21 protein-coding genes are annotated in these 20,208 nt (G+C 64.0%); 15 read left to right on the top strand and 6 right to left on the bottom strand.

Annotated features, from left to right (window positions below; translation table 11 throughout):
• Positions 1 to 3 precede the first annotated feature (3 nt).
• Positions 4 to 270 carry a hypothetical protein gene (locus tag ASD94_RS18990; protein WP_056646291.1) on the top strand — a complete coding sequence of 89 codons (267 nt, stop codon included), beginning with the start codon at positions 4 to 6 and terminating at the stop codon, positions 268 to 270.
• Positions 271 to 303: 33 nt separating this feature from the next.
• Here the strand turns inward: ASD94_RS18990 and queF are convergent, their stop codons facing one another.
• The 4 genes from queF to ASD94_RS18970 all read right to left on the bottom strand — a co-directional run bounded on the left by queF (position 304) and on the right by ASD94_RS18970 (position 6,354).
• On the bottom strand, positions 304 to 1,149 hold the full coding sequence (gene queF, locus ASD94_RS18985) for an NADPH-dependent 7-cyano-7-deazaguanine reductase QueF (RefSeq protein ID WP_056646289.1): 846 nt from the start codon (positions 1,147 to 1,149) through the stop codon (positions 304 to 306).
• 97 nt (positions 1,150 to 1,246) lie between these two features.
• Positions 1,247 to 2,158, bottom strand: a complete 912-nt coding sequence (locus ASD94_RS18980; RefSeq protein ID WP_056646286.1) for a 2OG-Fe(II) oxygenase — start codon at positions 2,156 to 2,158, stop codon at positions 1,247 to 1,249.
• Positions 2,159 to 2,194: 36 nt separating this feature from the next.
• A complete protein-coding gene (gene yaaA / locus ASD94_RS18975) occupies positions 2,195 to 2,980 on the bottom strand; it encodes a peroxide stress protein YaaA (RefSeq protein WP_056646283.1) in 786 nt (261 codons plus the stop codon).
• A gap of 230 nt (positions 2,981 to 3,210) precedes the next feature.
• Positions 3,211 to 6,354: an Rne/Rng family ribonuclease gene (locus ASD94_RS18970; protein ID WP_056646280.1), complete on the bottom strand. Its 3,144-nt coding sequence runs from the start codon at positions 6,352 to 6,354 to the stop codon at positions 3,211 to 3,213.
• 599 nt (positions 6,355 to 6,953) lie between these two features.
• Between ASD94_RS18970 and ASD94_RS18965 the strand changes: the two genes are divergently transcribed.
• The 4 genes from ASD94_RS18965 (at position 6,954) to ASD94_RS18950 (ending at position 10,201) form a co-directional block, all read left to right on the top strand.
• Positions 6,954 to 7,955 (top strand): RluA family pseudouridine synthase, encoded by a 1,002-nt coding sequence (locus ASD94_RS18965; protein WP_082576943.1) that lies wholly within the window; start codon positions 6,954 to 6,956, stop codon positions 7,953 to 7,955.
• 19 nt (positions 7,956 to 7,974) lie between these two features.
• Complete coding sequence (locus ASD94_RS18960; protein ID WP_056646276.1) at positions 7,975 to 8,649, top strand: HAD family hydrolase; 675 nt, start codon at positions 7,975 to 7,977, stop codon at positions 8,647 to 8,649.
• A gap of 30 nt (positions 8,650 to 8,679) precedes the next feature.
• Complete coding sequence (locus ASD94_RS18955; protein ID WP_056646272.1) at positions 8,680 to 9,057, top strand: Rieske 2Fe-2S domain-containing protein; 378 nt, start codon at positions 8,680 to 8,682, stop codon at positions 9,055 to 9,057.
• Positions 9,058 to 9,154: 97 nt separating this feature from the next.
• Positions 9,155 to 10,201 carry a S49 family peptidase gene (locus ASD94_RS18950; RefSeq protein ID WP_056646269.1) on the top strand — a complete coding sequence of 349 codons (1,047 nt, stop codon included), beginning with the start codon at positions 9,155 to 9,157 and terminating at the stop codon, positions 10,199 to 10,201.
• 264 nt (positions 10,202 to 10,465) lie between these two features.
• Here the strand turns inward: ASD94_RS18950 and ASD94_RS18945 are convergent, their stop codons facing one another.
• Both ASD94_RS18945 and ASD94_RS18940 read right to left on the bottom strand, forming a co-directional pair.
• The gene (locus ASD94_RS18945; protein WP_108627270.1) at positions 10,466 to 11,242 is read right to left on the bottom strand and encodes an SAM-dependent methyltransferase; all 777 of its coding nucleotides are present in this window, start codon (positions 11,240 to 11,242) and stop codon (positions 10,466 to 10,468) included.
• Entirely contained in the window at positions 11,239 to 11,838 is a 600-nt protein-coding gene (locus ASD94_RS18940; protein ID WP_056646262.1) for a Maf family nucleotide pyrophosphatase, read from the bottom strand. Before ASD94_RS18940 ends, ASD94_RS18945 begins: the two co-directional genes overlap by 4 nt.
• 25 nt (positions 11,839 to 11,863) lie before the next feature.
• Between ASD94_RS18940 and ASD94_RS18935 the strand changes: the two genes are divergently transcribed.
• From ASD94_RS18935 to ASD94_RS18885, 10 genes are all read left to right on the top strand, one after another.
• Complete coding sequence (locus ASD94_RS18935) at positions 11,864 to 12,412, top strand: DUF177 domain-containing protein (RefSeq protein ID WP_056646259.1); 549 nt, start codon at positions 11,864 to 11,866, stop codon at positions 12,410 to 12,412.
• Positions 12,413 to 12,524: 112 nt separating this feature from the next.
• On the top strand, positions 12,525 to 12,707 hold the full coding sequence (rpmF, locus tag ASD94_RS18930; RefSeq protein WP_005794249.1) for a 50S ribosomal protein L32: 183 nt from the start codon (positions 12,525 to 12,527) through the stop codon (positions 12,705 to 12,707).
• A 107-nt stretch (positions 12,708 to 12,814) separates the two neighbouring features.
• A complete protein-coding gene (gene plsX, locus ASD94_RS18925) occupies positions 12,815 to 13,867 on the top strand; it encodes a phosphate acyltransferase PlsX (RefSeq protein ID WP_056646256.1) in 1,053 nt (350 codons plus the stop codon).
• Positions 13,867 to 14,844 carry a beta-ketoacyl-ACP synthase III gene (locus ASD94_RS18920; RefSeq protein ID WP_056646253.1) on the top strand — a complete coding sequence of 326 codons (978 nt, stop codon included), beginning with the start codon at positions 13,867 to 13,869 and terminating at the stop codon, positions 14,842 to 14,844. The genes plsX and ASD94_RS18920 overlap by 1 nt, the downstream gene beginning before the upstream one ends.
• 59 nt (positions 14,845 to 14,903) lie before the next feature.
• Positions 14,904 to 15,854, top strand: coding sequence for an ACP S-malonyltransferase (gene fabD, locus ASD94_RS18915; protein WP_056646250.1), 951 nt, complete (start codon positions 14,904 to 14,906; stop codon positions 15,852 to 15,854).
• Entirely contained in the window at positions 15,851 to 16,609 is a 759-nt protein-coding gene (gene fabG / locus ASD94_RS18910; RefSeq protein WP_056646245.1) for a 3-oxoacyl-ACP reductase FabG, read from the top strand. Before fabD ends, fabG begins: the two co-directional genes overlap by 4 nt.
• A 103-nt stretch (positions 16,610 to 16,712) precedes the next feature.
• The gene (acpP, locus tag ASD94_RS18905; protein ID WP_056646241.1) at positions 16,713 to 16,952 is read left to right on the top strand and encodes an acyl carrier protein; all 240 of its coding nucleotides are present in this window, start codon (positions 16,713 to 16,715) and stop codon (positions 16,950 to 16,952) included.
• Between the two features lie 48 nt (positions 16,953 to 17,000).
• Positions 17,001 to 18,245 carry a beta-ketoacyl-ACP synthase II gene (gene fabF / locus ASD94_RS18900; RefSeq protein ID WP_056646238.1) on the top strand — a complete coding sequence of 415 codons (1,245 nt, stop codon included), beginning with the start codon at positions 17,001 to 17,003 and terminating at the stop codon, positions 18,243 to 18,245.
• A 643-nt stretch (positions 18,246 to 18,888) separates the two neighbouring features.
• Positions 18,889 to 19,515 carry an RNA polymerase sigma factor RpoE gene (rpoE, locus tag ASD94_RS18890; protein WP_056646232.1) on the top strand — a complete coding sequence of 209 codons (627 nt, stop codon included), beginning with the start codon at positions 18,889 to 18,891 and terminating at the stop codon, positions 19,513 to 19,515.
• 9 nt (positions 19,516 to 19,524) lie between these two features.
• Positions 19,525 to 20,178 carry a sigma-E factor negative regulatory protein gene (locus ASD94_RS18885; protein WP_082576942.1) on the top strand — a complete coding sequence of 218 codons (654 nt, stop codon included), beginning with the start codon at positions 19,525 to 19,527 and terminating at the stop codon, positions 20,176 to 20,178.
• Positions 20,179 to 20,208 lie beyond the last annotated feature (30 nt).

Below are 20,208 nucleotides of genomic sequence, written 5' to 3'. Positions count from 1 at the left end.
ACCATGACCCTCGACGAGCTGCAGCGCATCAAGCAGTGGCATGTGGCGCACAAGGCCGACCACCCGCTCGAATACCACCTGTGGGACCTGATGCTGACCGTCTGGATGCTGGGCTGGGTGGGCTGGTTTCCCATCTGCGCTTTTGGCGAGCCCTGCGCCGCGCCGGTCTGCCTGATCGGCATTTTTGTCCCCAGCCTGTATGTTGCCTGGCGCACCCGTGCGCACCTGCGCCACACCCTGCGGTGTGACTGGATTGATGCGCGCAACTGACGGACGCGGTCGGTTGACGGGGATGGTCGGGGCCTACTGCCGCGCCGTTCGCACGTTGCGCGGCAGGGCCTGCGGGTGGCTGGTGCGCAGGGGGTTGATGTCCAGCCCGCCCCGGCGCGTGTAGCGCGCGTACACCGTGAGCTTGATGGGTTTGCAGCGTGTCCACACGTCCATGAAGATGCGCTCCACGCACTGCTCGTGGAATTCGTTGTGATTGCGAAAGCTCACCAGGTACTGCAGCAGCCCTTCCTGGTTGATCTGCGGGCCGCTGTAGCTGATCTGCACGCTGCCCCAGTCGGGCTGGCCGGTCACCAGGCAGTTGCTCTTGAGCAGGTTGCTGGTGAGGGTCTCGGTCACGGGCGCTTCGTTGAATGTGGCCGTCAGCAGTTCGGGGGCCGGCTGGTACTGGGTGCATTCCACGTCCAGCCGGTCCAGGCTCAGGCCGTCCAGCTCGTGCACGGGCTCCTGGTCAAACAGCTCGGGTGCAATGAGCTTCACGCCCACGGTGGCAGGGTGCTCGGCGCCACGCCACACGGCTTCGCTGATGTCGGTGCGGATGCGGGCCTGCACCTCGGCCGCATCGGCAAAGCGCGTGTTGTTGAAGCTGTTGAGGTACAGCTTGAACGACTTGCTCTCGATGATGTTGGGCGTCTCGCAGGGCACCGTGATGTGCGCAAGCGCCACCTGCGGTTTGCCACGCTGGTTCAGCCATGACAGCTCGAACGCCGTCCACAGGTCGGCGCCGAAGAAGGGGGCTGCGCCGGTGATGCCGATCTCGGCCCGCTTGCCCGCGCGCGGGATGGGGAACAGCAGCGAGGCGTCGTACTGGTCGATATAGGCCGAGGCCTTGCCAAGCTGGGATTGTTCTGGCGTGTTCATGGCCTGGTCTTTCAGGTGTATGGGTTCCAAGGGGAGGTGTGCTTGCTACTATTTTTGTAGCTACTGGCGCATATTCGACTAACGCATACCGGCGTTTTTACTGAAATTCCCGCTCACGCAGCCATTTGGTGGCAATCCACTTGTCCCCGGCGATCACCGGGGCGCCGCCGTGCAGCGTGCGGGTGGATGAGTGCGGCCGCTCATAGCTGAAGAACACGGCATTGCCGCGCTGTGGTGCGACCTCCAGGTGCACGTCCGGGAAGGTGGTGCCGCCGCCTTTGTCGGGCGTGTTGAGGTACATCACCAGCGTGCCCACGCGCTGGCCGCCGCGCTTGATGATGCTGGGCGTGCCGGGCTCGGCGGGGTCAAAGTAGTCGTAGTGGGGCTTGTACTCGGCGCCGGGGCGGTAGTGCAGCACCTGCAGGCCCTCACCGTTTTCGATGGGCCAGTGGAGCAGGCGCGCAATGCGTTCCTCGATGCGCTGGATCAACGGGCTTTGGCCACGCTGAAAGAACATGCCGTCGCTGGTGCGGTCGGCGTTGATCTCTTCGCCCCCCGTGCGGGTCTCCACGGTGAGTGAGCGCGCCATGCGGGGCTCTGCGGCGGCGATCAGGGCATCACATTCTTCGGGCGACAGCAGGTTGCCAAACACCACAATGCGCGGCTGGGCCATGGCCAGCAGCACATTCACGATGCGGTCGCCGCAGTCCACCTGGGCAGGCGATTCATCCAGCCGGGGCTCGGGCACCCGCACGGCCGAGGGCAGGCCCTGCTGCACGGCCAAGTCGTTCAGGTGCTCTTGCAGCGTAACCTCCAGCGCGTCGGCGGCCACGTCTTCGTCCCAGCCCGCATCGCGCATGGACTGCAGCACCACGGGCGCGGCGTAGCCGGCCTGGGCCTGCTCAATGATCCAGCGGCGCAGCTCGGGTGTGACGGCCTGCCGCGCGGCACTGGCGTGCCGGGCGTTGGTGGTGGAGCTGTCGGGGTGCTGGTCAGAACGCGATGCCATGGCGGTCCTTCAACAAGAAAGAGCAGGGAGGGGTGTTTATAAGGCTGGCGGGGCCTTGCGCCGGAAGACCAGGCGCTCAGGCGTGGACGAGGCCGGGGCAAAGGCATAGCCGTCCAGATCAAAACCTTCGAGCTGGTGGGGCGTGGCAAGGCGGTGGGTGATGGCATAGCGGGCCATCAGGCCGCGTGCGCGTTTGGCAAAGAAGCTGATGATCTTGTAGTTGCCACCCTTCCAGTCCTCGAACACGCATTCGATCACGCGGGCCTTGAGCACCTTGCGGTCCACGGCCTTGAAGTATTCCTGCGAGGCGAGGTTGATCACCACTGGCGTGGTGTCGGCGCGCAGCCGGGTGTTCAGGTGCTCGGCAATCTGGCGGCCCCAGAACTGGTACAGGTTGCTGCCTGCCTCGGTGGCCAGGCGTGTGCCCATCTCCAGGCGGTAGGGCTGCATGCGGTCCAGCGGCCGTAGCACGCCATACAGGCCACTGAGGATGGCGACATGGCTCTGGGCCCAGTCCAGGTCGTCGGCGCTCAGGCTGCGGGCCTGCAGCCCCTCGTACACGTCGCCATTGAAGGCCAGCACCGCCTGGCGCGAGTTGTGGGCCGTGAAGCGGGGGCGCCAGGCCTGGTAGCGCGCCACGTTCAGGGCCGCGAGCGTGTCGCTCAGTTCCATCAGCGACGCGATCTGCTGCGGCGACTGCTCGCGCAGTACCTCGATGAGGGCTGTGGACTGCGGCACGAACTGGGGCGTGGTGTGCGCCAGCCCCTCAGGCACGGGTGTGTCGTAGTCGAGCGATTTGGCGGGAGACAGCAGGAACAGCATGGGGCGAAGGGTCCGTGGATCGCGGAGGGTAAGCGGGCGGGGCCTGGCAAGCAGAGGACGGCTGGCGGCGCCAGCGACCTGAAATGGTACCTGCTGACAGGCTGTCTTAAAGCGCTTGCGGGTATTGGTGCCAATGGCAGTGCGTGCCCAGGGGCCCAAAAAAAGAAGGCGGCCTGAGCCGCCTTCTTTACGTAGGCTGCGGCCCCGGGGGCAGCAACCATTGCAGCGCATCAGGCGGCTGGGGGCTGCTCAAACGGCAGTGCCATGGTCGACAGATCGCGGCGGGTTTCCACCAGCACCAGCGGGCCTTCGTCCAGCACCACGGCCGGGGGGCGCTCGCGGGGCACGCGGATGGGCTTGGGCTCGGCAGCGATGGCGGCCTGCACGGCCGCGATCTTGTCTGCGTCAGAGTTCACCCACTGCAGGCCCGATGCGGCAGCCACTTGCTGCAGTTCATCGATGGGCAGCGTGAACGCCTGGACGCGAGGCAGGCCCTTGGCTTGCGCTGCTGCAGGGGCCACGGGGGCCGGTGCGGCAGCCGCCGGTGCGGGTGCGGGTGCAGCGACAGGGGCCGGTGCGGCCACCGGTGGGGCTGCAGGCGTTGCGACGGGTGCGGCAGCAGGGGCTGCTGCAGCGGGCTCAGAGGCTACAGCGGCTGGCGCCACCGCGGGGGCGGTAGCCGGAGCGGCTGGCTCTGCGGCGGCCGTGCTGCTGAAGTAGCTGCGGCGCGGTGCTTCGTCCTGTGCAGGCACGGGTTCTGCCTGGGTGGGGTCGAAATCGAGCATGGCCGGTGCGGCTGCTTCGGCATTGCCGTTGTTGTCACGCGGACCGCGCTCACCGCGTTCGCGGCGGTCGCGGCCGTAGCGGTCACGGGAACGGCGCTCGCGGCGCTGCTCTTCGGTGGCGCCATTGCCGTTGGCGGGTGCATCATTGCCGCTCAGGTCCAGGTCCGGCAGGGATGCCAGTGGAGCGGTGTCCGCAAAGTCACCAGCGGCGGCTGTGGCGCCTGCCTCCTGGGCCTCGACCGCACGGGGAGCGCGTTCACCGCGCTCGCCACGGTTGCCACCGCGATCACCACGTTCGCGGCGTGGGCCGCGTTCGCCACGGGGTTGCTGGGTCGGTTGGCCTTCTGCGCCACCGGTGTTGCCCGCGTTGGGGCCTTCCACCGGAGTGGTTGCTGCGTTGGTGTTGTCACCATTCACGCCAGCGTTCAGGTTGCGCGGCTCGCTGTCGCGGCGGCCACGGCCCCCTTCACGGCCTTCGCCGCGCCCGTTGCGACCGCCTTCACGGCCTTCGCCTTCGGGGCGGCGCTCTGCGTCGCGTGGTGGACGGCTGTCTGCATCGCGGGGGGCGCGGCCTTCGGCAGAGCGCTCGCCACGGCGGCCACGGCCTTCGCCGGAGCCGCCTTCACGGTTGCCGTCACGCGGTGCGCCTTCGCGCTGGCCGTCCCGGTTGCCGTCGCGGCCACCACGGCGGCCACGGCTTTCACCGTTGCGGCCTTCGCGGCGGGGCTCGCCACGGCCGGCGGTGTCAGCGGCGGCCGGTGCGGCTGCGGGCGATGCCGTCGTCACAGGGGCGGGCGCTGCAGGTGTGCTGCCAAAGCCAAACAGGCCCTTGAGCCAGGCGAAGAAGCCTTGTTCCTGGGGTGCAGCAGCGGCGGGGGCTGGAGCGGCCACGGGGGCTGGCGCAGGGGCTGCATTGGCTGCGGGGCGTTGGCCACCACGCGGTGGGCGTGCAGCGCCTTCGGGGCGGGGCTCGGCCACGGGGGCGGGTGCGTCGGGCAGCACGCCCTTGATCACCGGGGTCTGCTTGTTGGTGGGCTCTTGCGAGCGGCGCGTCACGGCGGTGGGGTCTTCCACTTCTTCCGCGAGCTTGTAGCTGGCCTCGATGTGGTCCAGGCGTGGGTCGTCGTGCTTCAGGCGCTCCAGACGGTAGTTGGGGGTTTCCAGCGTCTTGTTGGGAACCATCAGCACGGCCACGCGCTGCTTGAGCTCGATCTTGGCGATCTCGGTGCGCTTTTCGTTCAGCAGGAACGAGGCCACTTCCACCGGCACCTGACAGTGCACGGCGGCCGTGTTGTCCTTCATCGATTCTTCTTGAATGATGCGCAGGATCTGCAGCGCCGACGATTCCGTATCGCGAATGTGCCCCGAGCCGCCGCAGCGGGGGCAGGGGATGGACGAGCCTTCGGACAGCGCGGGCTTCAGGCGCTGGCGGCTCATTTCCATGAGGCCGAACTTGCTGATGGTGCCGAACTGCACGCGGGCACGATCCTGGCGCAGCGCATCGCGCAGGCGGTTTTCCACTTCGCGGCGGTTCTTCGACTCTTCCATGTCGATGAAGTCGATCACGATCAGGCCGCCCAGGTCGCGCAGGCGCATCTGGCGGGCCACTTCGTCGGCGGCTTCCAGGTTGGTGCGGGTGGCGGTTTCCTCGATGTCGCCGCCCTTGATGGCGCGGGCCGAGTTCACGTCCACGCTGACCAGCGCTTCGGTGTGGTCGATCACGATGGCGCCGCCCGAGGGCAGCTGCACGGTGCGCGCGTAGGCCGATTCGATCTGGTGCTCGATCTGGAAGCGGCTGAACAGGGCGGCGTCGTCGCGGTAGCGCTTCACCCGGGCGGCATGCTCGGGCATGACGTGCGCCATGAACTGCTGCGCCTGTTCGTAGATGTCGTCGGTATCGATGAGGATGTCACCGATGTCGTTGTTGAAATAGTCGCGGATCGCGCGGATGACGAGGCTTGATTCCTGGTAGATCAGGAAGGCGCCCTTGCCGCCCTTGGCGGCGCCGTCGATGGCGTTCCACAGCTTGAGCAGGTAGTTCAGATCCCACTGCAGCTCGGGCGCGGTGCGGCCGATGCCGGCGGTGCGCGCGATGATGGACATGCCGTTGGGGTACTCCAGCTGGTCCATCGCCTCCTTGAGCTCGGCGCGGTCCTCGCCCTCGATGCGGCGCGACACGCCACCACCACGGGGGTTGTTGGGCATCAGCACCACATAGCGGCCAGCCAGCGAGACAAAGGTGGTCAGGGCGGCGCCCTTGTTGCCACGCTCTTCTTTTTCGACCTGGACCAGCAGCTCCTGGCCCTCCTTGATCACTTCGTTGATGCGCGCCTGGCTGGGCGAAACGCCAGGGGTGAAGTAGCTGCGCGAGATTTCCTTGAACGGCAGGAAACCGTGGCGGTCTTCACCGTAATCGACGAAGCAGGCTTCCAGCGAGGGCTCAACGCGCGTGACGACGGCCTTGTAGATGTTGCCCTTGCGCTGCTCGCGCCCCTCGATCTCGATTTCGTAGTCGAGGAGCTTTTGTCCGTCGACGATGGCCAAGCGCCGTTCTTCGGGCTGCGTGGCGTTGATGAGCATCCGCTTCATGATGCGATTCCTTCAGTGTGTTGCGGACAGCAGCGGTGCAACCAACCCTCTCAGCAGGGAAAGCTGCGCGGGCTGCCGCCCACAGTTCCAAACCATTAACAACAAGCTCTACAGGAGCTGTGAATGCCTGGACTGACGCATCGAAACGAAGGGAATTGCCGGGAATGCCAATGATCTGCCGCGCTCTAGCGCAGCATCGTGAGGCAGGGGCGCGTGGATGGGGGCGAGTGGTAGGAGCGCAGTTTTGCTAGCAAAAAAGTAGCTGATTGCGCTTGCTGGCTGGGCGCTGGAGCCGAATAGGAGCGTGCAGCCGGGGGCATCAGCCACCGCCACAAGGTCACCATCCAGCTCATCAACAACCACATGCTCGCTTTGATCCGCTGACAGGCTGCGCCCGGGTAGGGAACATCTGCCAGCTTGGGGGATTCCGTATCAGTGTTTCAATCTGTCAGCCCGCCGCACGGCGTGCTGGCCATCACAGGCATCTGGCCTGCAATCTGCGCGCACGACGCCCGCTGGCATCGACCTGCCTGCGTGAGGGGCAAGGGCTGTGTGGACTAAACTCCAGACAAATCAACCACTTACATAACAACGCGCAGGTGAAACACATTATAGGGGCCAAACTGCCCACCGCCCCTGCGGGGCTACCCGCAGCCCGCCTGGTGGAAGTGGATGCTGACTCCGCCGGCCAGCGGCTCGATAACTTTTTGATACGCCACTTGAAGGGTGTGCCGAAAACGCATGTCTATCGCATCATCCGCAGCGGCGAGGTACGCATCAACAAAGGCCGCGTGAGCGCCGACACCCGCGTAGAAGCCGGGGATGTCGTGCGCCTGCCGCCCGTGCGCATCTCCGACAAGGTGGCCGAGAAGGCCGAGCGTCCGGCGCCCGCGCGCGAATTTCCTGTTCTATTGGAAGACGAGCACCTGATCGCCATCGACAAACCCGCCGGTGTGGCGGTGCATGGCGGCAGCGGCGTGAGTTTTGGCGTGATCGAGCAGCTGCGCCAGGCGCGGCCGGCTGCCAAGTTCCTGGAGCTGGTGCACCGGCTGGACCGCGAAACCTCGGGCATCCTGCTGGTGGCCAAAAAGCGGTCAGCGCTTACTCACCTGCAGGACCAGTTCCGCGAGCGCGAGACGGGCAAGACCTACCTGGCGCTGGTCACAGGCACCTGGCCTGCCAACAAGAAGGTCATCGACCTGCCGCTGCACAAATACCTGCAGGCTGATGGCGAGCGCCGCGTGCGCGTGACCACGCCCGACGACCCGGACGGCATGCGCTCCATCACGCTGGTCAAGGTGCGCAGCACCGTGCCCGCGCGTTCCGCGCAGGGCCTGCCGGCCATGTCGCTGCTGGAGGTGACCATCAAGACCGGCCGCACCCACCAGATCCGCGTGCACCTCGCCAGCCAGGGGCACGCCATCGTGGGTGACGATAAATATGGTGATTTCGACCTCAACAAGCGTCTGCAGAAGCTGGGGATGAAGCGCATGTTCCTTCACGCGTGGCGGTTACAGTTCAACCACCCCGCCTCGGGCGAACGTGTGCAGTTGAATGCCGAACTGCCCCCCGAGCTGGCCGATTTTGTGTCCCCCGCCTGAGAAGGCATGAACGAACCCCATGCCCGCCAAAACCTTCCGTCCGCGCCGCTTCGACCTGATTGCCTTTGACTGGGACGGCACGCTGTTTGATTCCACAGCCATCATCGTGCGCTGCATCCAGGCGGCGGTGCGCGACGTGGGTGGCACCGTGCCTACCGACAAGGAGGCGTCGTACGTGATCGGCATGGCGCTGACCCAGGCCCTGGCCTATGCAGCCCCGGATGTGCCCCCCGAAAAATACCCTGAACTGGGCAATCGCTACCGCTTTCACTACATCCAGCACCAGGACGACCTGAGCCTGTTTGAAGGCGTGCTGCCTTTGTTGACCGACTTGCGGGAGCGCGGCCACTTGCTGGCGGTGGCCACGGGCAAAAGTCGGCGTGGGCTGGATGAGGCGTTGCATACGGTGCAGCTCAAGGGTGTGTTTGATGGCTCACGCACGGCCGACCAGACCGCGGGCAAACCGCACCCTCTGATGCTGCAGGAGCTGATGGCCGAATTTGACGTGTCGCCCGAGCGCCTCTTGATGATTGGCGACACCACCCATGACCTGCAGATGGCCGTCAACGCGGGCTGCGCCAGCGTGGGGGTGAGTTACGGTGCCCACGAGCCCGACGCCTTTCACGCGCTGAAGCCCCTGGCGGTTGCCCATTCGGTGCGCGAGCTGCACGATTGGCTGCTGCAAAACGCCTGACGCCGGGTAGTAGAGGAGCGGACCGAGCCCATGACCACCTCGCCTGAGCAGGCTGTTGCGCTGTGCAACAGTGCCGACCTCGTCGATGGAGGCCTGGCCGTGCCGTTTGATGTGCAGTACGCCGGCCAGACCTGCCGGGCCTTTGCGATCCGCTACCAAGGCCTGCCGCACGCCTACCTCAACCGCTGCACCCATGTCGCAATGGAAATGGACTACCAGCCGAACCGTTTTTTTGACGATACAGGCCACTGGCTGTTGTGCGCCACCCACGGGGCAGCCTACCTGCCCAGCACCGGCCAGTGTGCAGGCGGGCCCTGCCGCGGCGGGCTGGTGAAAATTGCCTTGTCAGAGAGCGATGGCGTGGTGCACTGGCATACTGCCTATAACCTGCAACCCGTAGAGTTCTAGAAAACCCAGATCAGATGAAGCCCCCTCATGTGCTGTCGCGTGGTGTGAGCCAGCGCAGCGCACAGGCCGCGGCGGTGCAGCGCCCAGGACACAAGACATGACAGACCCTCAGCAGCCCGGTTCCTCGGGCTTTGACCCCAAAAGCAATTCCGCCCCCGATCTGTGGGCACAAGCAGCTACTAATTCAGGAGCATCTGTGAGCGATTCATCGCGTGAACCCGGCTGGGAACGTGCCACGCTGGAAAAGCTGGCCTTTGCCGCCCTCAATGAGCAACGCAGCTCCCGCCGCTGGAAGATCTTTTTCCGCCTGACCTGGCTGGTCTTGATTGCGGTCGTGGCGTTCGCGGCGCTGCGCCAGGCATCGCCCAGTGCCAGCAAAAGCACGCCGCACACGGCGGTGGTGGACATCAAGGGCGAGATCGCCAGTGGCGCCGAGGCCAGCGCCGAGTTCGTGGTGGCTGCCATGCGCAGTGCGCTGGAGGACGAGGGCTCGCAAGCGCTGGTGCTGCTCATCAATTCGCCCGGCGGTAGCCCCGTGCAGGCCGGCATCATCAACGACGAGATCGTGCGCCTGAAGGCCAAGCACAACAAACCGATCTACGCCGTGGTGGAGGAAACCTGCGCCTCGGCCGCGTACTACATCGCTGCTGCAGCGGACGATATCTACGTGGACAAGGCCAGCATCGTGGGCAGCATCGGCGTGCTGATGGACGGTTTTGGTTTCACCGGCGTGATGGAAAAGGTGGGTGTAGAGCGCCGCCTGCTCACCGCGGGCGAAAACAAGGGCTTTCTCGACCCCTTCAGCCCGCAGACCGAGAAACAGCGCGCCTATGCGCAGACCATGCTCGACCAGATTCACCAGCAGTTCATCGCTGTGGTGAAGGCAGGGCGGGGTGACCGCCTCAAGACCACGCCCGACACCTTCAGCGGCTTGTTCTGGACGGGCCAGCAGGCCGTGGAAATGGGTCTGGCCGACAAGCTGGGCAACCTGGACTATGTGGCGCGCGAAGTGGTCAAGGCGGAAGACATCATCGACTACACCCGCCGCGACAACGTGGCAGAGCGTCTGGCCAAGCGCTTTGGTGCGGCCGTGGGCATGGGCGCAGTCAAGTCGCTGGCCGTGTCGGGGCCGCAGCTGCGCTGACATTCGCCAGGGAGTCGGCCGGGGGCTTGATCCTCTGCAAGCCCTTGAATTGACTGGAGATGTGTATTTAAAGCCCCGGCAGAGGTCTCTGCCGGGGCTTTTTTGTGGGCCCAGTTTGGTGTTGCGCCTCGGTTGTCGGTGCAAGGCCGTTATGCAGTGGTTCGGGGCGTTTTGGGGTGAATGCGCCGGTGAAATATGCCTGAAGTGCTCCTTAATATGTAGCAAGCAGACCCTGTCCCCGCACTGTGCCGCCCCGCCGCCGTTTCAGCGCCCCAGCGCAAACACCACGGGCGTGCGGTTGTCCGGGGGTGCGGGCTGCTGCTTCCACTGGCGCACCAACTGGCTCTGCACCCGCGCGTCTGGCAGGGTCAGGCCGCTGGCCAGCGCCAGGCGGGTATGGGGCTGCAGCGTTTGCACCAAGGCCTGCCACAGGGCAGGGTTGCGGTACGGGGTCTCGATGAACAGCTGGGTCTGGCCCGTGCGCAGTGCGATGCTTTCCAGCTCTTTGATGCGCTGAGTGCGCTCTTGCCCGTCTTGTGGCAAGTAACCGACGAAGGCAAAGTTTTGCCCGTTGAGGCCGCTGGCTGCCAAGGCCAGCAGCAGCGACACAGGCCCCACCAGCGGCACCACGCGCAGGCCCAGGTCGTGCGCGGCCCGCACCACCGACGAGCCAGGGTCGGCCACAGCGGGCATGCCCGCTTCGCTGACCAGTCCGATGTCGTGACCGTTGAGTGCTGCAGTCAGCAGTGGGCGTGCGTCGAACGGGGCTGAGCCTTTGTCGCCATGGTCGCCCTTCTTGTGCACCTCGCGCGGCAGCTCGGTGATCTGCTGCTGCTGCAGGGGCAGGGCCAGAGGGTGGAGCGCGTCGATGCGCTTGAGGTAGGCCCGTGTGCTCTTGGCGTTCTCGCACACCCATTGCGTCAGGCGGGCTGCAGTCTGCAGGGTGGCGGAGGGCAGGGCGTCCTGCAGCGGGGCCTGTGTGTCGCAGCCAAAGTCCAGGGGGGCGGGCACCAGAAACAGGGTGCCGGTTTTGACGCTCATGGCAGCACCAGCCCCGCTGCGCGCAGCATGCGGCATGTGCGAATCAGCGGCAATCCGATGAGTGCTGTGGGGTCGTCGCTGTGGATGGCGTCCAGCAGTGCAATGCCCAGGCCTTCGCTCTTGGCACTGCCCGCGCAGTCATACGGTTGCTCAGCGCGCAGGTAGCGCTCGATTTCTTCGTCGGACAGGTCGCGGAACTTCACCTCCACCGGGGCGAGGTCCACCTGCTCAAAGCCGGTGGCGGCGCATACCACGGCCAAGGCGGTCTGGAACACCACCGTCTGGCCGCGCATCTGGCGCAACTGCTGCACTGCGCGTTCGTGCTGGCCCGGTTTCCCCAGCGGCTCACCGGCCAGGTCGGCCACCTGGTCGGAGCCAATCACCACGGCCTCGGGGTGCTGTCGCGCCACGGCGCGTGCCTTGGCCAGCGCCAGGCGCAAAGCCAGAGTGCGCGGGGCCTCGCCGGGCAGGGGGGTCTCATCCACGTCGGGGGCAGCCACTTCAAAAGGCAGATTCAGCCGCTCAAGCAGTTCGCGCCGATAGCGCGAGGTCGAGCCCAATACCAGAGGGCGTTGCGGGGAGGGGGATTGATGCATGCGCCGATTCTCTTACACTGCCGCCATGACCAAGGAATACTCCGCACAGCGCCTCGACGTGAAAGCCTTTGCACAGGCAGGTGGTCGGCTGGCGGGCCACGACTCGCTGCTCAAGTACGAACGCCTGGCGCAAGAGGCCAAGGGCTTGCACCCCGACCTGCTGGTGGACTGGGAGGCGGTGGGCGAGGTACGCACTGCGCTGGGTGGTATGGGGCAGGTGTGGTTGCGCATCAAGGTGCGAGCGAGCTTTCCCATGGAGTGCCAGCGCTGCCTGACCCCGGTGGATGTACCCCTGGAGGTGGAGCGCGAGTTTCGCTTTGTGGCCGACGAGGCCACCGCCGAAGCGCTGGACGACGAGAGTGAAGAAGACCTGCTGGCCCTGAGCCGGGAGTTTGATCTGCATGAGCTGATCGAAGACGAGCTGCTGATGGCGCTGCCCGTCGTGCCCAAGCACGACGAGTGCCCTACCTCGGTGCCCCTGGCGTCTTCCGATGACGATTTTGAAGAAGCCAACGCCGAAAAACCCAACCCGTTTGCAGCCTTGGCCGCCCTTCGAAAGGATGGCAAGGATTGATGAATCGACCCCAAAAAGCATTTGGGTTATAATCGTGGGCTTCACGCGAACCCCATCGTGTCTTTTTGGGCTGATCGCGTTTTTACCAACCTATTCCAGATCAGGAGCCATCATGGCCGTTCAGCAAAACAAAAAGTCCCCTTCCAAGCGCGGTATGCACCGCTCGCACAATGCCCTGAACGTGCCGGGCATTGCTGTGGAACCCACCACCGGTGAAACGCACCTGCGTCACCACATCAGCCCCAACGGTTTCTACCGTGGCCGTCAGGTGCTGAAGAACAAGTCTGAAGCCTGACCTTCACCCCATCCAAAGGCCCGTTGCTACAAACTCTGTAGCGCGGGCCTTTGTTTTGACCGTCGTATTCATCTCTCGGCCCCTCGGGCCGGCCGGACAAGTCGCCCATGATCACACTGGCTGTTGACTGCATGGGGGGCGACCATGGCCCCCGCGTCACGCTCGCGGCGTGCCGCCAGTTTCTCGAACACCATCCCGATGCCCGTCTGCTGCTTGTTGGCCTGGCGGACAGCTTGCAGTCGTTTTCCCACGACCGCGCCACCATCGTTCCTGCTACCGAAGTGGTGGCGATGGACGACCCGGTGGAGGTGGCTCTGCGCAAGAAGAAGGATTCTTCAATGCGCGTGGCCATCCAGCAGGTCAAGGATGGCACGGCTTCGGCTGCTGTCTCTGCAGGCAACACAGGCGCCTTGATGGCGATTGCCCGCTATCTGCTCAAGACGCTGGACGGCATTGATCGCCCTGCCATCGCCACCCAATTGCCCAATGCCACCGGCGGAGCAACCACGGTGCTGGACCTGGGGGCCAATGTGGATTGCTCGGCCGAGCATCTGCTGCAGTTTGCCGTGATGGGTTCCGCCCTGGTGTCGGTCCTGCAGGAGGGCGGCGAGCCCACCGTGGGGCTGCTGAACATTGGTGAAGAAGTCATTAAGGGCAGCGAAGTCATCAAAAAAGCAGGCGAACTGCTCCGATCTGCAGCCAACTCGGGTGATCTTAACTTCTATGGGAACGTCGAAGGCAATGACATCTTCAAGGGAACGGTGGACATCGTGGTCTGCGACGGTTTTGTGGGCAACGTGGCCCTCAAGGCCAGCGAGGGTGTTGCCTCGATGATCATTGGCGCGCTTAAAACGGAGTTTTCGCGCCATATTTTTACCAAAATTGCTGCCATCGTTGCCTATCCGATCTTAAAAGCGCTGATGAAGCGCATGGACTACCGTCGATACAACGGCGCAGCGCTGTTGGGTCTGCGCGGCCTGGTGTTCAAGAGCCACGGATCGGCGGACGCCATGGCATTCGAGCAGGCGTTGAACCGGGCGTATGATGCAGCCCGCAACAACCTGCTCGACCGTGTCCGGACCCGGATTGCGCATGCGGCGCCCCTGTTGGCGCCTGCAGATGCCCAGCCCCTGCCTGGCGTTGCGGCGACCGCACAATAATGAGACGTTATTCCCGCATTACCGGCACCGGCAGCTATTTGCCCCCCCGCCGGTTGACCAACGCCGATCTGGTCGCCGAACTGGGCCAGCGTGGCATCGAGACCTCTGACGAATGGATTGTGGAGCGCACGGGTATCCGGGCGCGCCATTTTGCTGCGCCCGACGTGACTGCGAGCGACCTGGGTCTGGAAGCTGCGCGCAATGCCTTGCAGGCCGCCAATTTGCAGCCGACCGATATCGATCTGATCATAGTGGCCACGTCCACGCCGGACATGGTGTTCCCGTCCGTGGCTTGCATCTTGCAAAACAAGCTGGGTGCCAATGGCTGTCCCGCTTTTGATGTGCAAGCGGTGTGCAGCGGTTTTGTCTATGCCCTGTCGGTGGCGGACGCCATGATCCAGACGGGTGCTGCCAACCGCGCCCTGGTGATTGGCGCCGAAGTTTTCAGTCGCATTCTGGACTTCAATGACCGCACCACCTGCGTGTTGTTTGGTGACGGGGCTGGTGCCGTCGTGCTGGAAGCCTCTGAGACGCCCGGCATCTTGTCTAGCGACCTGCATGCTGACGGCAAGCATGTCAATATTCTGTGTGTGCCAGGCAACGTGTCCGGTGGTCAGGTGCTGGGAGATCCCGTCCTCAAAATGGATGGGCAGGCGGTCTTCAAGCTGGCAGTAGGGGTGCTGGAGAAGGCGGCCCACGCCGCTTTGGCGAAGGCGGGCCTGACGGAGGCTGACATCGACTGGCTGATCCCGCACCAGGCCAATATCCGCATCATGCAGGGCACCGCCCGCAAACTGAAGATGTCGATGGACAAGGTTGTGGTCACGGTGGACCAGCACGGCAACACCTCGGCGGCATCCATTCCGCTGGCGTTGGACCATGCGGTGCGCTCCGGTCAGGTCAAGAAAGGCGAAACCTTGCTGCTCGAAGGCGTGGGCGGCGGTTTCACCTGGGGTGCCGTGCTCCTGAAGTTGTAGCTGCTAGCGCAATAAAGACCGGCGCTATCGGCCAATTTCATCATATTTCTGGATATTTCATGAAGTCTTTTGCATTTGTCTTTCCGGGGCAAGGCTCGCAATCGGTGGGCATGCTCGACGGCTGGGCTGACCACCCTGTGGTGGCGCAGACCCTTCAAGAGGCCTCGGATGCCCTGGGCGAGGATGTTGGCCTGTTGATCAAGGAAGGTCCCAAGGAGGCTTTGGCCCTGACCACCAACACCCAGCCCGTGATGCTGGTGGCGGGTGTGGCTGCATGGCGGGTGTGGCGCGCAGAAGGTGGTGCGGCGCCGGTGGCTGTGGCCGGGCACTCGCTGGGCGAATACTCGGCCTTGGTGGCTGCGGGTGTGCTGACGCTGGCGCAGGCCGCGCCGCTGGTGCGACTGCGTGCCGCTGCCATGCAGGAAGCGGTGCCAGTCGGCACGGGTGCCATGGCGGCCATTTTGGGTATGGAGGCTTCTAAGGTCATCGCAGGCTGTGCCGAGGCCTTGGCATCGTTCGGGGCGGGCACCCCAGAGGTGGTCGAAGCGGTTAATTTCAACGACCCGATCCAGACGGTGATCGCGGGTACCAAGGCCGGTGTGGACAAGGCCTGTGAAGTGCTCAAGGCAGCGGGCGCCAAGCGTGCATTGCTTTTGCCGGTGTCGGCGCCTTTCCACTCCAGCCTGATGAAGCCTGCGGCCGAAAAGCTGCGTGTGGCTCTGGTGGATGTTGCCTTGGCTGCCCCCCAGATTCCGGTGATCAACAACGTGGACGTGGCGGTGCAGCAGGACGCTGACGCCATTCGCGACGCGCTCTACCGCCAGGCCTTCGGTCCCGTGCGCTGGGTCGAATGCGTGCATGCACTCAAGGCGCGTGGCGTGACCCACCTCATCGAATGTGGCCCCGGCAAGGTGCTGGCAGGCCTCACCAAACGCATCGATCCCGAGCTGGTCGGTGCCGCATTGTTTGACTCGGCCACGCTGGCCGAAACCCGGGAGTTGTTGGCATGACGGAATTGACCCAAACGGTAGCGCAGGCAGCGCAAGTCGCGCTGGTGACCGGCGCATCGCGTGGCATTGGTGCGGCCATTGCCCTCGAACTCGCCGTGCGTGGTTACCGCGTCGTTGGCACAGCCACCACCGATGAGGGCGCCGAGCGCATCAGCCAGGCGTTGTCTGCTTACCCCGGCTGCCGGGGTGCCAACCTGAACGTGAACGATGTGACGGCGGTCGAGGCCCTGATGGACGCCATTGTCAAGCAGCAAGGTGGTCTGCATGTGCTGGTGAACAACGCGGGCATCACGCGCGACACCCTGGCCATGCGCATGAAGGACGACGACTGGAATGCGGTGCTGGACACCAATCTCAAGGCCGTGTTCCGCACGAGCCGCGCTGCCATCCGCCCGATGATGAAGCAACGCTTTGGTCGCATCATCAGCATCACCAGTGTGGTGGGTGCGTCGGGCAATCCGGGTCAGGCCAACTACGCAGCAGCCAAGGCGGGCGTGGCGGGCATGACGCGCGCACTGGCCCGTGAGCTGGGCAGCCGCAACATCACCGTGAACTGCGTGGCGCCCGGTTTCATCGAGACCGACATGACCTCTGTGTTGCCCGAAGATCAGCAAAAAGCGCTCAATGCGCAGATCCCGCTGGGCCACATGGGCAAGCCAGCAGACATCGCACACGCGGTGGCGTATCTGGCGTCGCGTGAGGCTGGCTATGTGACAGGGCAGGAGTTGCATGTCAATGGCGGCATGTACATGTAATTAAGGCAAATTAACGCCGGTTCATCCGGACGGCGGGTCGCTTAGGGGCTTCTCCTTAACCGGCTAGAATCGCGGATTCATTCACAACCCCCAGAGGGAAACCATGAGCGATATCGAAGCACGCGTCAAAAAAATCATTGCCGAACAACTCGGTGTGGAAGAGTCCCAAGTCACCAATGAAAAGGCCTTCGTGGCAGACCTCGGTGCCGACTCGCTCGACACGGTGGAACTGGTGATGGCTCTGGAAGACGAATTCGGCATCGAGATCCCGGACGAAGACGCCGAAAAGATCACCACGGTGCAAAACGCCATCGACTACGCCAACAACCACCAGAAGGCCTGAGCAGCGCACTGCGCCTGACTCAAGCGATCAGCAGAAGGTTTTATACGCATGAGCCGTCGTCGCGTTGTCGTGACCGGCCTGGGTTGCATCAGCCCCGTGGGTAACACGGTGGCCGAGTCCTGGGCCAACCTCCTTGCCGGCCAATCCGGCATTGACCTCATCACCAAGTTCGACGCGTCGAACTTTGCCTGCAAGATTGCGGGCGAGGTCAAAGGTCTTGACCTGGAGTCGTACATCAGCGCCAAGGATGCGCGCGCGATGGACACCTTCATCCACTACGGCATTGCTGCTGCGGCGCAGGCCGTGCAGGATGCGGGGCTTCCTACGGGCGAAGCGCTCAGTGAGGAGTTCGCCACGCGCATTGCCTGCGTGATCGGCTCCGGCATTGGCGGCCTCCCGCTGATCGAAAATACCCACGCCGAACTGGCCAGCCGTGGACCGCGGCGTATCACGCCATTTTTTGTCCCCGCGTCCATCATCAACATGGTGGCAGGGCATGTGTCCATGCGCTTTGGCTTCAAGGGCCCCAACCTTGCTGTGGTGACTGCCTGCACAACGGGCTTGCACTGCATCGGCGAGGCGGGGCGCATGATCGAATATGGCGATGCAGACGTAGTCGTGGCAGGCGGTACCGAATCCACGGTATCCCCGCTGGGCATTGGCGGCTTTGCCGCCATGCGTGCCCTGTCCACGCGCAACGACGACCCCAAGACAGCATCCCGGCCCTGGGACAAGGACCGCGACGGGTTTGTGCTGGGCGAAGGGGCTGGTGTGCTGGTGCTTGAAGAGTACGAACACGCCAAAGCCCGCGGTGCCAAGATTTATGCCGAACTCAGCGGTTTTGGCATGAGCGCCGATGCAGGCCACATGACGGCACCCAATATGGATGGGCCTCGGCGCGCCATGCTCAGTGCGCTGCGCAACGCCGGGATCAATGCCGATCAGGTGGACTACCTCAACGCCCACGGCACCTCTACCCCCCTGGGTGACATCAACGAGACCAACGCTATCAAGGCGGCCTTGGGCGACCACGCCTACAAGACCGTCGTGAGCTCTACCAAATCCATGACGGGCCATTTGCTTGGCGGCGCCGGGGGTATCGAGAGCGTGTTCACTGTACTGGCACTGCACGAACAAAAAGTGCCGCCCACCATCAACCTGCTTAACCAGGATCCGGAGTGTGATCTTGATTACTGTGCCAATACGGCACGGGATATGAAGATCGATGTGGCCGTCAAAAACAACTTCGGTTTTGGTGGCACCAATGGAACGCTGGTGTTCAAGCGCATCTGATTTCCCACCGAAATCACGGCTTCGGTCGTAGCATGTGTCGCGCGCTGGCGTGCTTACAGGGCGTCCGCCGCCGTGACGGCAGTTCAGCGTCGCTCTGGAGTGTGATCAGCCTTCCGCGGCGATTCGTCCTGTGATACGGCTCACGCGGCGACCCCCTTCCGTCCAGTATCCGCTGCGGCGCAGTAGGGTTTTGGGCGCGTTGCTGGCTGCTTTGGTATTGGCGGGTGCCTTGGTGCTGCTTGCCTGGGTGGCTCTGGGAAGCAGGGCTGCCGTTCTGTCCATCGGGGTAGCCTTTTGCCTTTGGGCGGCGGCCCTGTTGGGTGCGGTGCATTTTTGGTGGCACCAACCTTGTGGATCGCTGCAGTTCGATGGCGAGGCCTGGAGCTTGTACCGCGCATTGCCCGCCGGCAGGGCGCTAGCACTGTCAGCGTCTCCTGAGGTGCTTCTGGATCTGCAGGGGTACCTGTGGGTGCGCATCTTGCCGGTCGGACACTCGCCCTTGTGGTTATGGCTGGAGCGCTCGAGCCAGCCAGAGCGCTGGATGGACTTGCGCCGTGCGGTATATTCGCGCGCCAGACCGGGCATTGACAACGCTGACGAAACCGCCCGGCAAGCTGCCGCAGGGCGTGAATCTTGAGTATCCATGACTGTAATTCCGCCTTCCCCCTCCGAAGACAGCGACCTCCAACTGGTGGAGCGCACGGTTGCGGGCGACCAGCGCGCGTATGAATTGCTGGTCATCAAGTACCAGCGCCGCATTGAGCGACTGATCGGTCGCATGGTGCGTGATACGGACTCGGTCCAGGACATCGCCCAGGAGACTTTCATTCGTGCCTACCGGGCGCTGCATCAGTTCCGAGGGGACGCCCAGTTCTACACGTGGCTGTACCGGATTGCCGTCAATACGGCCAAGAAGGCGTTGATGGACATGAAGCGCAACCCGGTCATTTCCGAGAATGCGTTCCGTGGTTCTGAGGATGAGGATGAAACTTCCCGCCTTGGACACGAACTAACCAGCGACGAAACCCCCGAAACTGTCCTTGCGGCCCAGGAAATCGCCCAGGTCGTGAACGCAGCCATGGAGGCCTTGCCCGACGATCTGCGTCAAGCGGTCACGCTGCGAGAGATCGAGGGGCTCAGTTACGAAGAAATTGCCACCGCGATGGGGTGCCCCATTGGTACGGTGCGATCTCGAATTTTTCGGGCGCGTGAAGCCATTTCGGCCAAAGTGCGTCCCTTGCTTGAAAACCAGTCGGGCAAACGGTGGTGAGGTGATGGAATGAACAAGGCGGAAACAGGTATCAATGTCTCGGCAGGTGTCAGCCTGCGCGAGGGGCTGGGGCGCGGCGAGCAGTTATCGGCCCTGGCGGACGGCCAACTTCAAGGCGATGAGTTCGCTGCTGCGCTGGCCTGGGCTGCAGAGGATGAAGGGCGTGACACCTGGGAGGTCTATCACCTCGTGGGTGACGTGCTGCGCTCTTCGGAGCTGGCGCGACCTGTGAGTCCGGCATTTCTGTCCCGCTTGCGCGAAGAGCTTGCCAAGGAAGCCCCGCCGCAGCGCCCCCAAGTTCCGGCCCAGTTGGATAACGTAGCGGTCCACCTGCCTGTGGCTGCCAACGCTTCGGTCTTCCGTTGGAAGATGGTTGCGGGTTTTGCTTCACTCGCTGCCGTGGCAGCCATCGGCTGGACTTCTTTCTCCCAACTGCAGGGGGCGGGCGGGGCAGGTTCTCAGTTGGCTGCTGCCCCAGAAGGTGCGCGGGCCCAGGGTGCACCTGTCGTGGCTGTTGCTGACGCAGACGGCCAGCAAGTGATGATTCGGGACCCACGCTTGGACGAGCTGCTGGCCGCCCACAAGCAGTTCGGCAGCACGTCTGCGCTGCAGATGCCGGCAGGCTTTTTGCGCAACGCTACTTTTGAGACTCCTGGCCGCTGAACCTTGAATGGCAATTTCTGGCGCTGAGAT

The sequence above is a fragment of the Acidovorax sp. Root70 genome, from assembly GCF_001428225.1.
GTDB lineage: Bacteria > Pseudomonadota > Gammaproteobacteria > Burkholderiales > Burkholderiaceae_C > Acidovorax.
The sequence above is the reverse complement of the archived record's forward strand: the minus strand, read 5'-3'. Positions and strand labels throughout refer to the sequence as shown.

Bases quoted from the DNA above. Each gene is read 5' to 3' on its own strand.
- ASD94_RS18990 (WP_056646291.1), top strand. From the start codon at position 4: ATGACCCTCGACGAGCTGCAGCGCATCAAGCAGTGGCATGTGGCGCAC.
- queF (WP_056646289.1), bottom strand. From the start codon at position 1,149: ATGAACACGCCAGAACAATCCCAGCTTGGCAAGGCCTCGGCCTATATC.
- ASD94_RS18980 (WP_056646286.1), bottom strand. From the start codon at position 2,158: ATGGCATCGCGTTCTGACCAGCACCCCGACAGCTCCACCACCAACGCC.
- yaaA (WP_056646283.1), bottom strand. From the start codon at position 2,980: ATGCTGTTCCTGCTGTCTCCCGCCAAATCGCTCGACTACGACACACCC.
- ASD94_RS18970 (WP_056646280.1), bottom strand. From the start codon at position 6,354: ATGAAGCGGATGCTCATCAACGCCACGCAGCCCGAAGAACGGCGCTTG.
- ASD94_RS18960 (WP_056646276.1), top strand. From the start codon at position 7,975: ATGCCCGCCAAAACCTTCCGTCCGCGCCGCTTCGACCTGATTGCCTTT.
- ASD94_RS18955 (WP_056646272.1), top strand. From the start codon at position 8,680: ATGACCACCTCGCCTGAGCAGGCTGTTGCGCTGTGCAACAGTGCCGAC.
- ASD94_RS18950 (WP_056646269.1), top strand. From the start codon at position 9,155: ATGACAGACCCTCAGCAGCCCGGTTCCTCGGGCTTTGACCCCAAAAGC.
- ASD94_RS18945 (WP_108627270.1), bottom strand. From the start codon at position 11,242: ATGAGCGTCAAAACCGGCACCCTGTTTCTGGTGCCCGCCCCCCTGGAC.
- ASD94_RS18940 (WP_056646262.1), bottom strand. From the start codon at position 11,838: ATGCATCAATCCCCCTCCCCGCAACGCCCTCTGGTATTGGGCTCGACC.
- ASD94_RS18935 (WP_056646259.1), top strand. From the start codon at position 11,864: ATGACCAAGGAATACTCCGCACAGCGCCTCGACGTGAAAGCCTTTGCA.
- rpmF (WP_005794249.1), top strand. From the start codon at position 12,525: ATGGCCGTTCAGCAAAACAAAAAGTCCCCTTCCAAGCGCGGTATGCAC.
- plsX (WP_056646256.1), top strand. From the start codon at position 12,815: ATGATCACACTGGCTGTTGACTGCATGGGGGGCGACCATGGCCCCCGC.
- ASD94_RS18920 (WP_056646253.1), top strand. From the start codon at position 13,867: ATGAGACGTTATTCCCGCATTACCGGCACCGGCAGCTATTTGCCCCCC.
- fabD (WP_056646250.1), top strand. From the start codon at position 14,904: ATGAAGTCTTTTGCATTTGTCTTTCCGGGGCAAGGCTCGCAATCGGTG.
- fabG (WP_056646245.1), top strand. From the start codon at position 15,851: ATGACGGAATTGACCCAAACGGTAGCGCAGGCAGCGCAAGTCGCGCTG.
- acpP (WP_056646241.1), top strand. From the start codon at position 16,713: ATGAGCGATATCGAAGCACGCGTCAAAAAAATCATTGCCGAACAACTC.
- fabF (WP_056646238.1), top strand. From the start codon at position 17,001: ATGAGCCGTCGTCGCGTTGTCGTGACCGGCCTGGGTTGCATCAGCCCC.
- rpoE (WP_056646232.1), top strand. From the start codon at position 18,889: ATGACTGTAATTCCGCCTTCCCCCTCCGAAGACAGCGACCTCCAACTG.
- ASD94_RS18885 (WP_082576942.1), top strand. From the start codon at position 19,525: ATGAACAAGGCGGAAACAGGTATCAATGTCTCGGCAGGTGTCAGCCTG.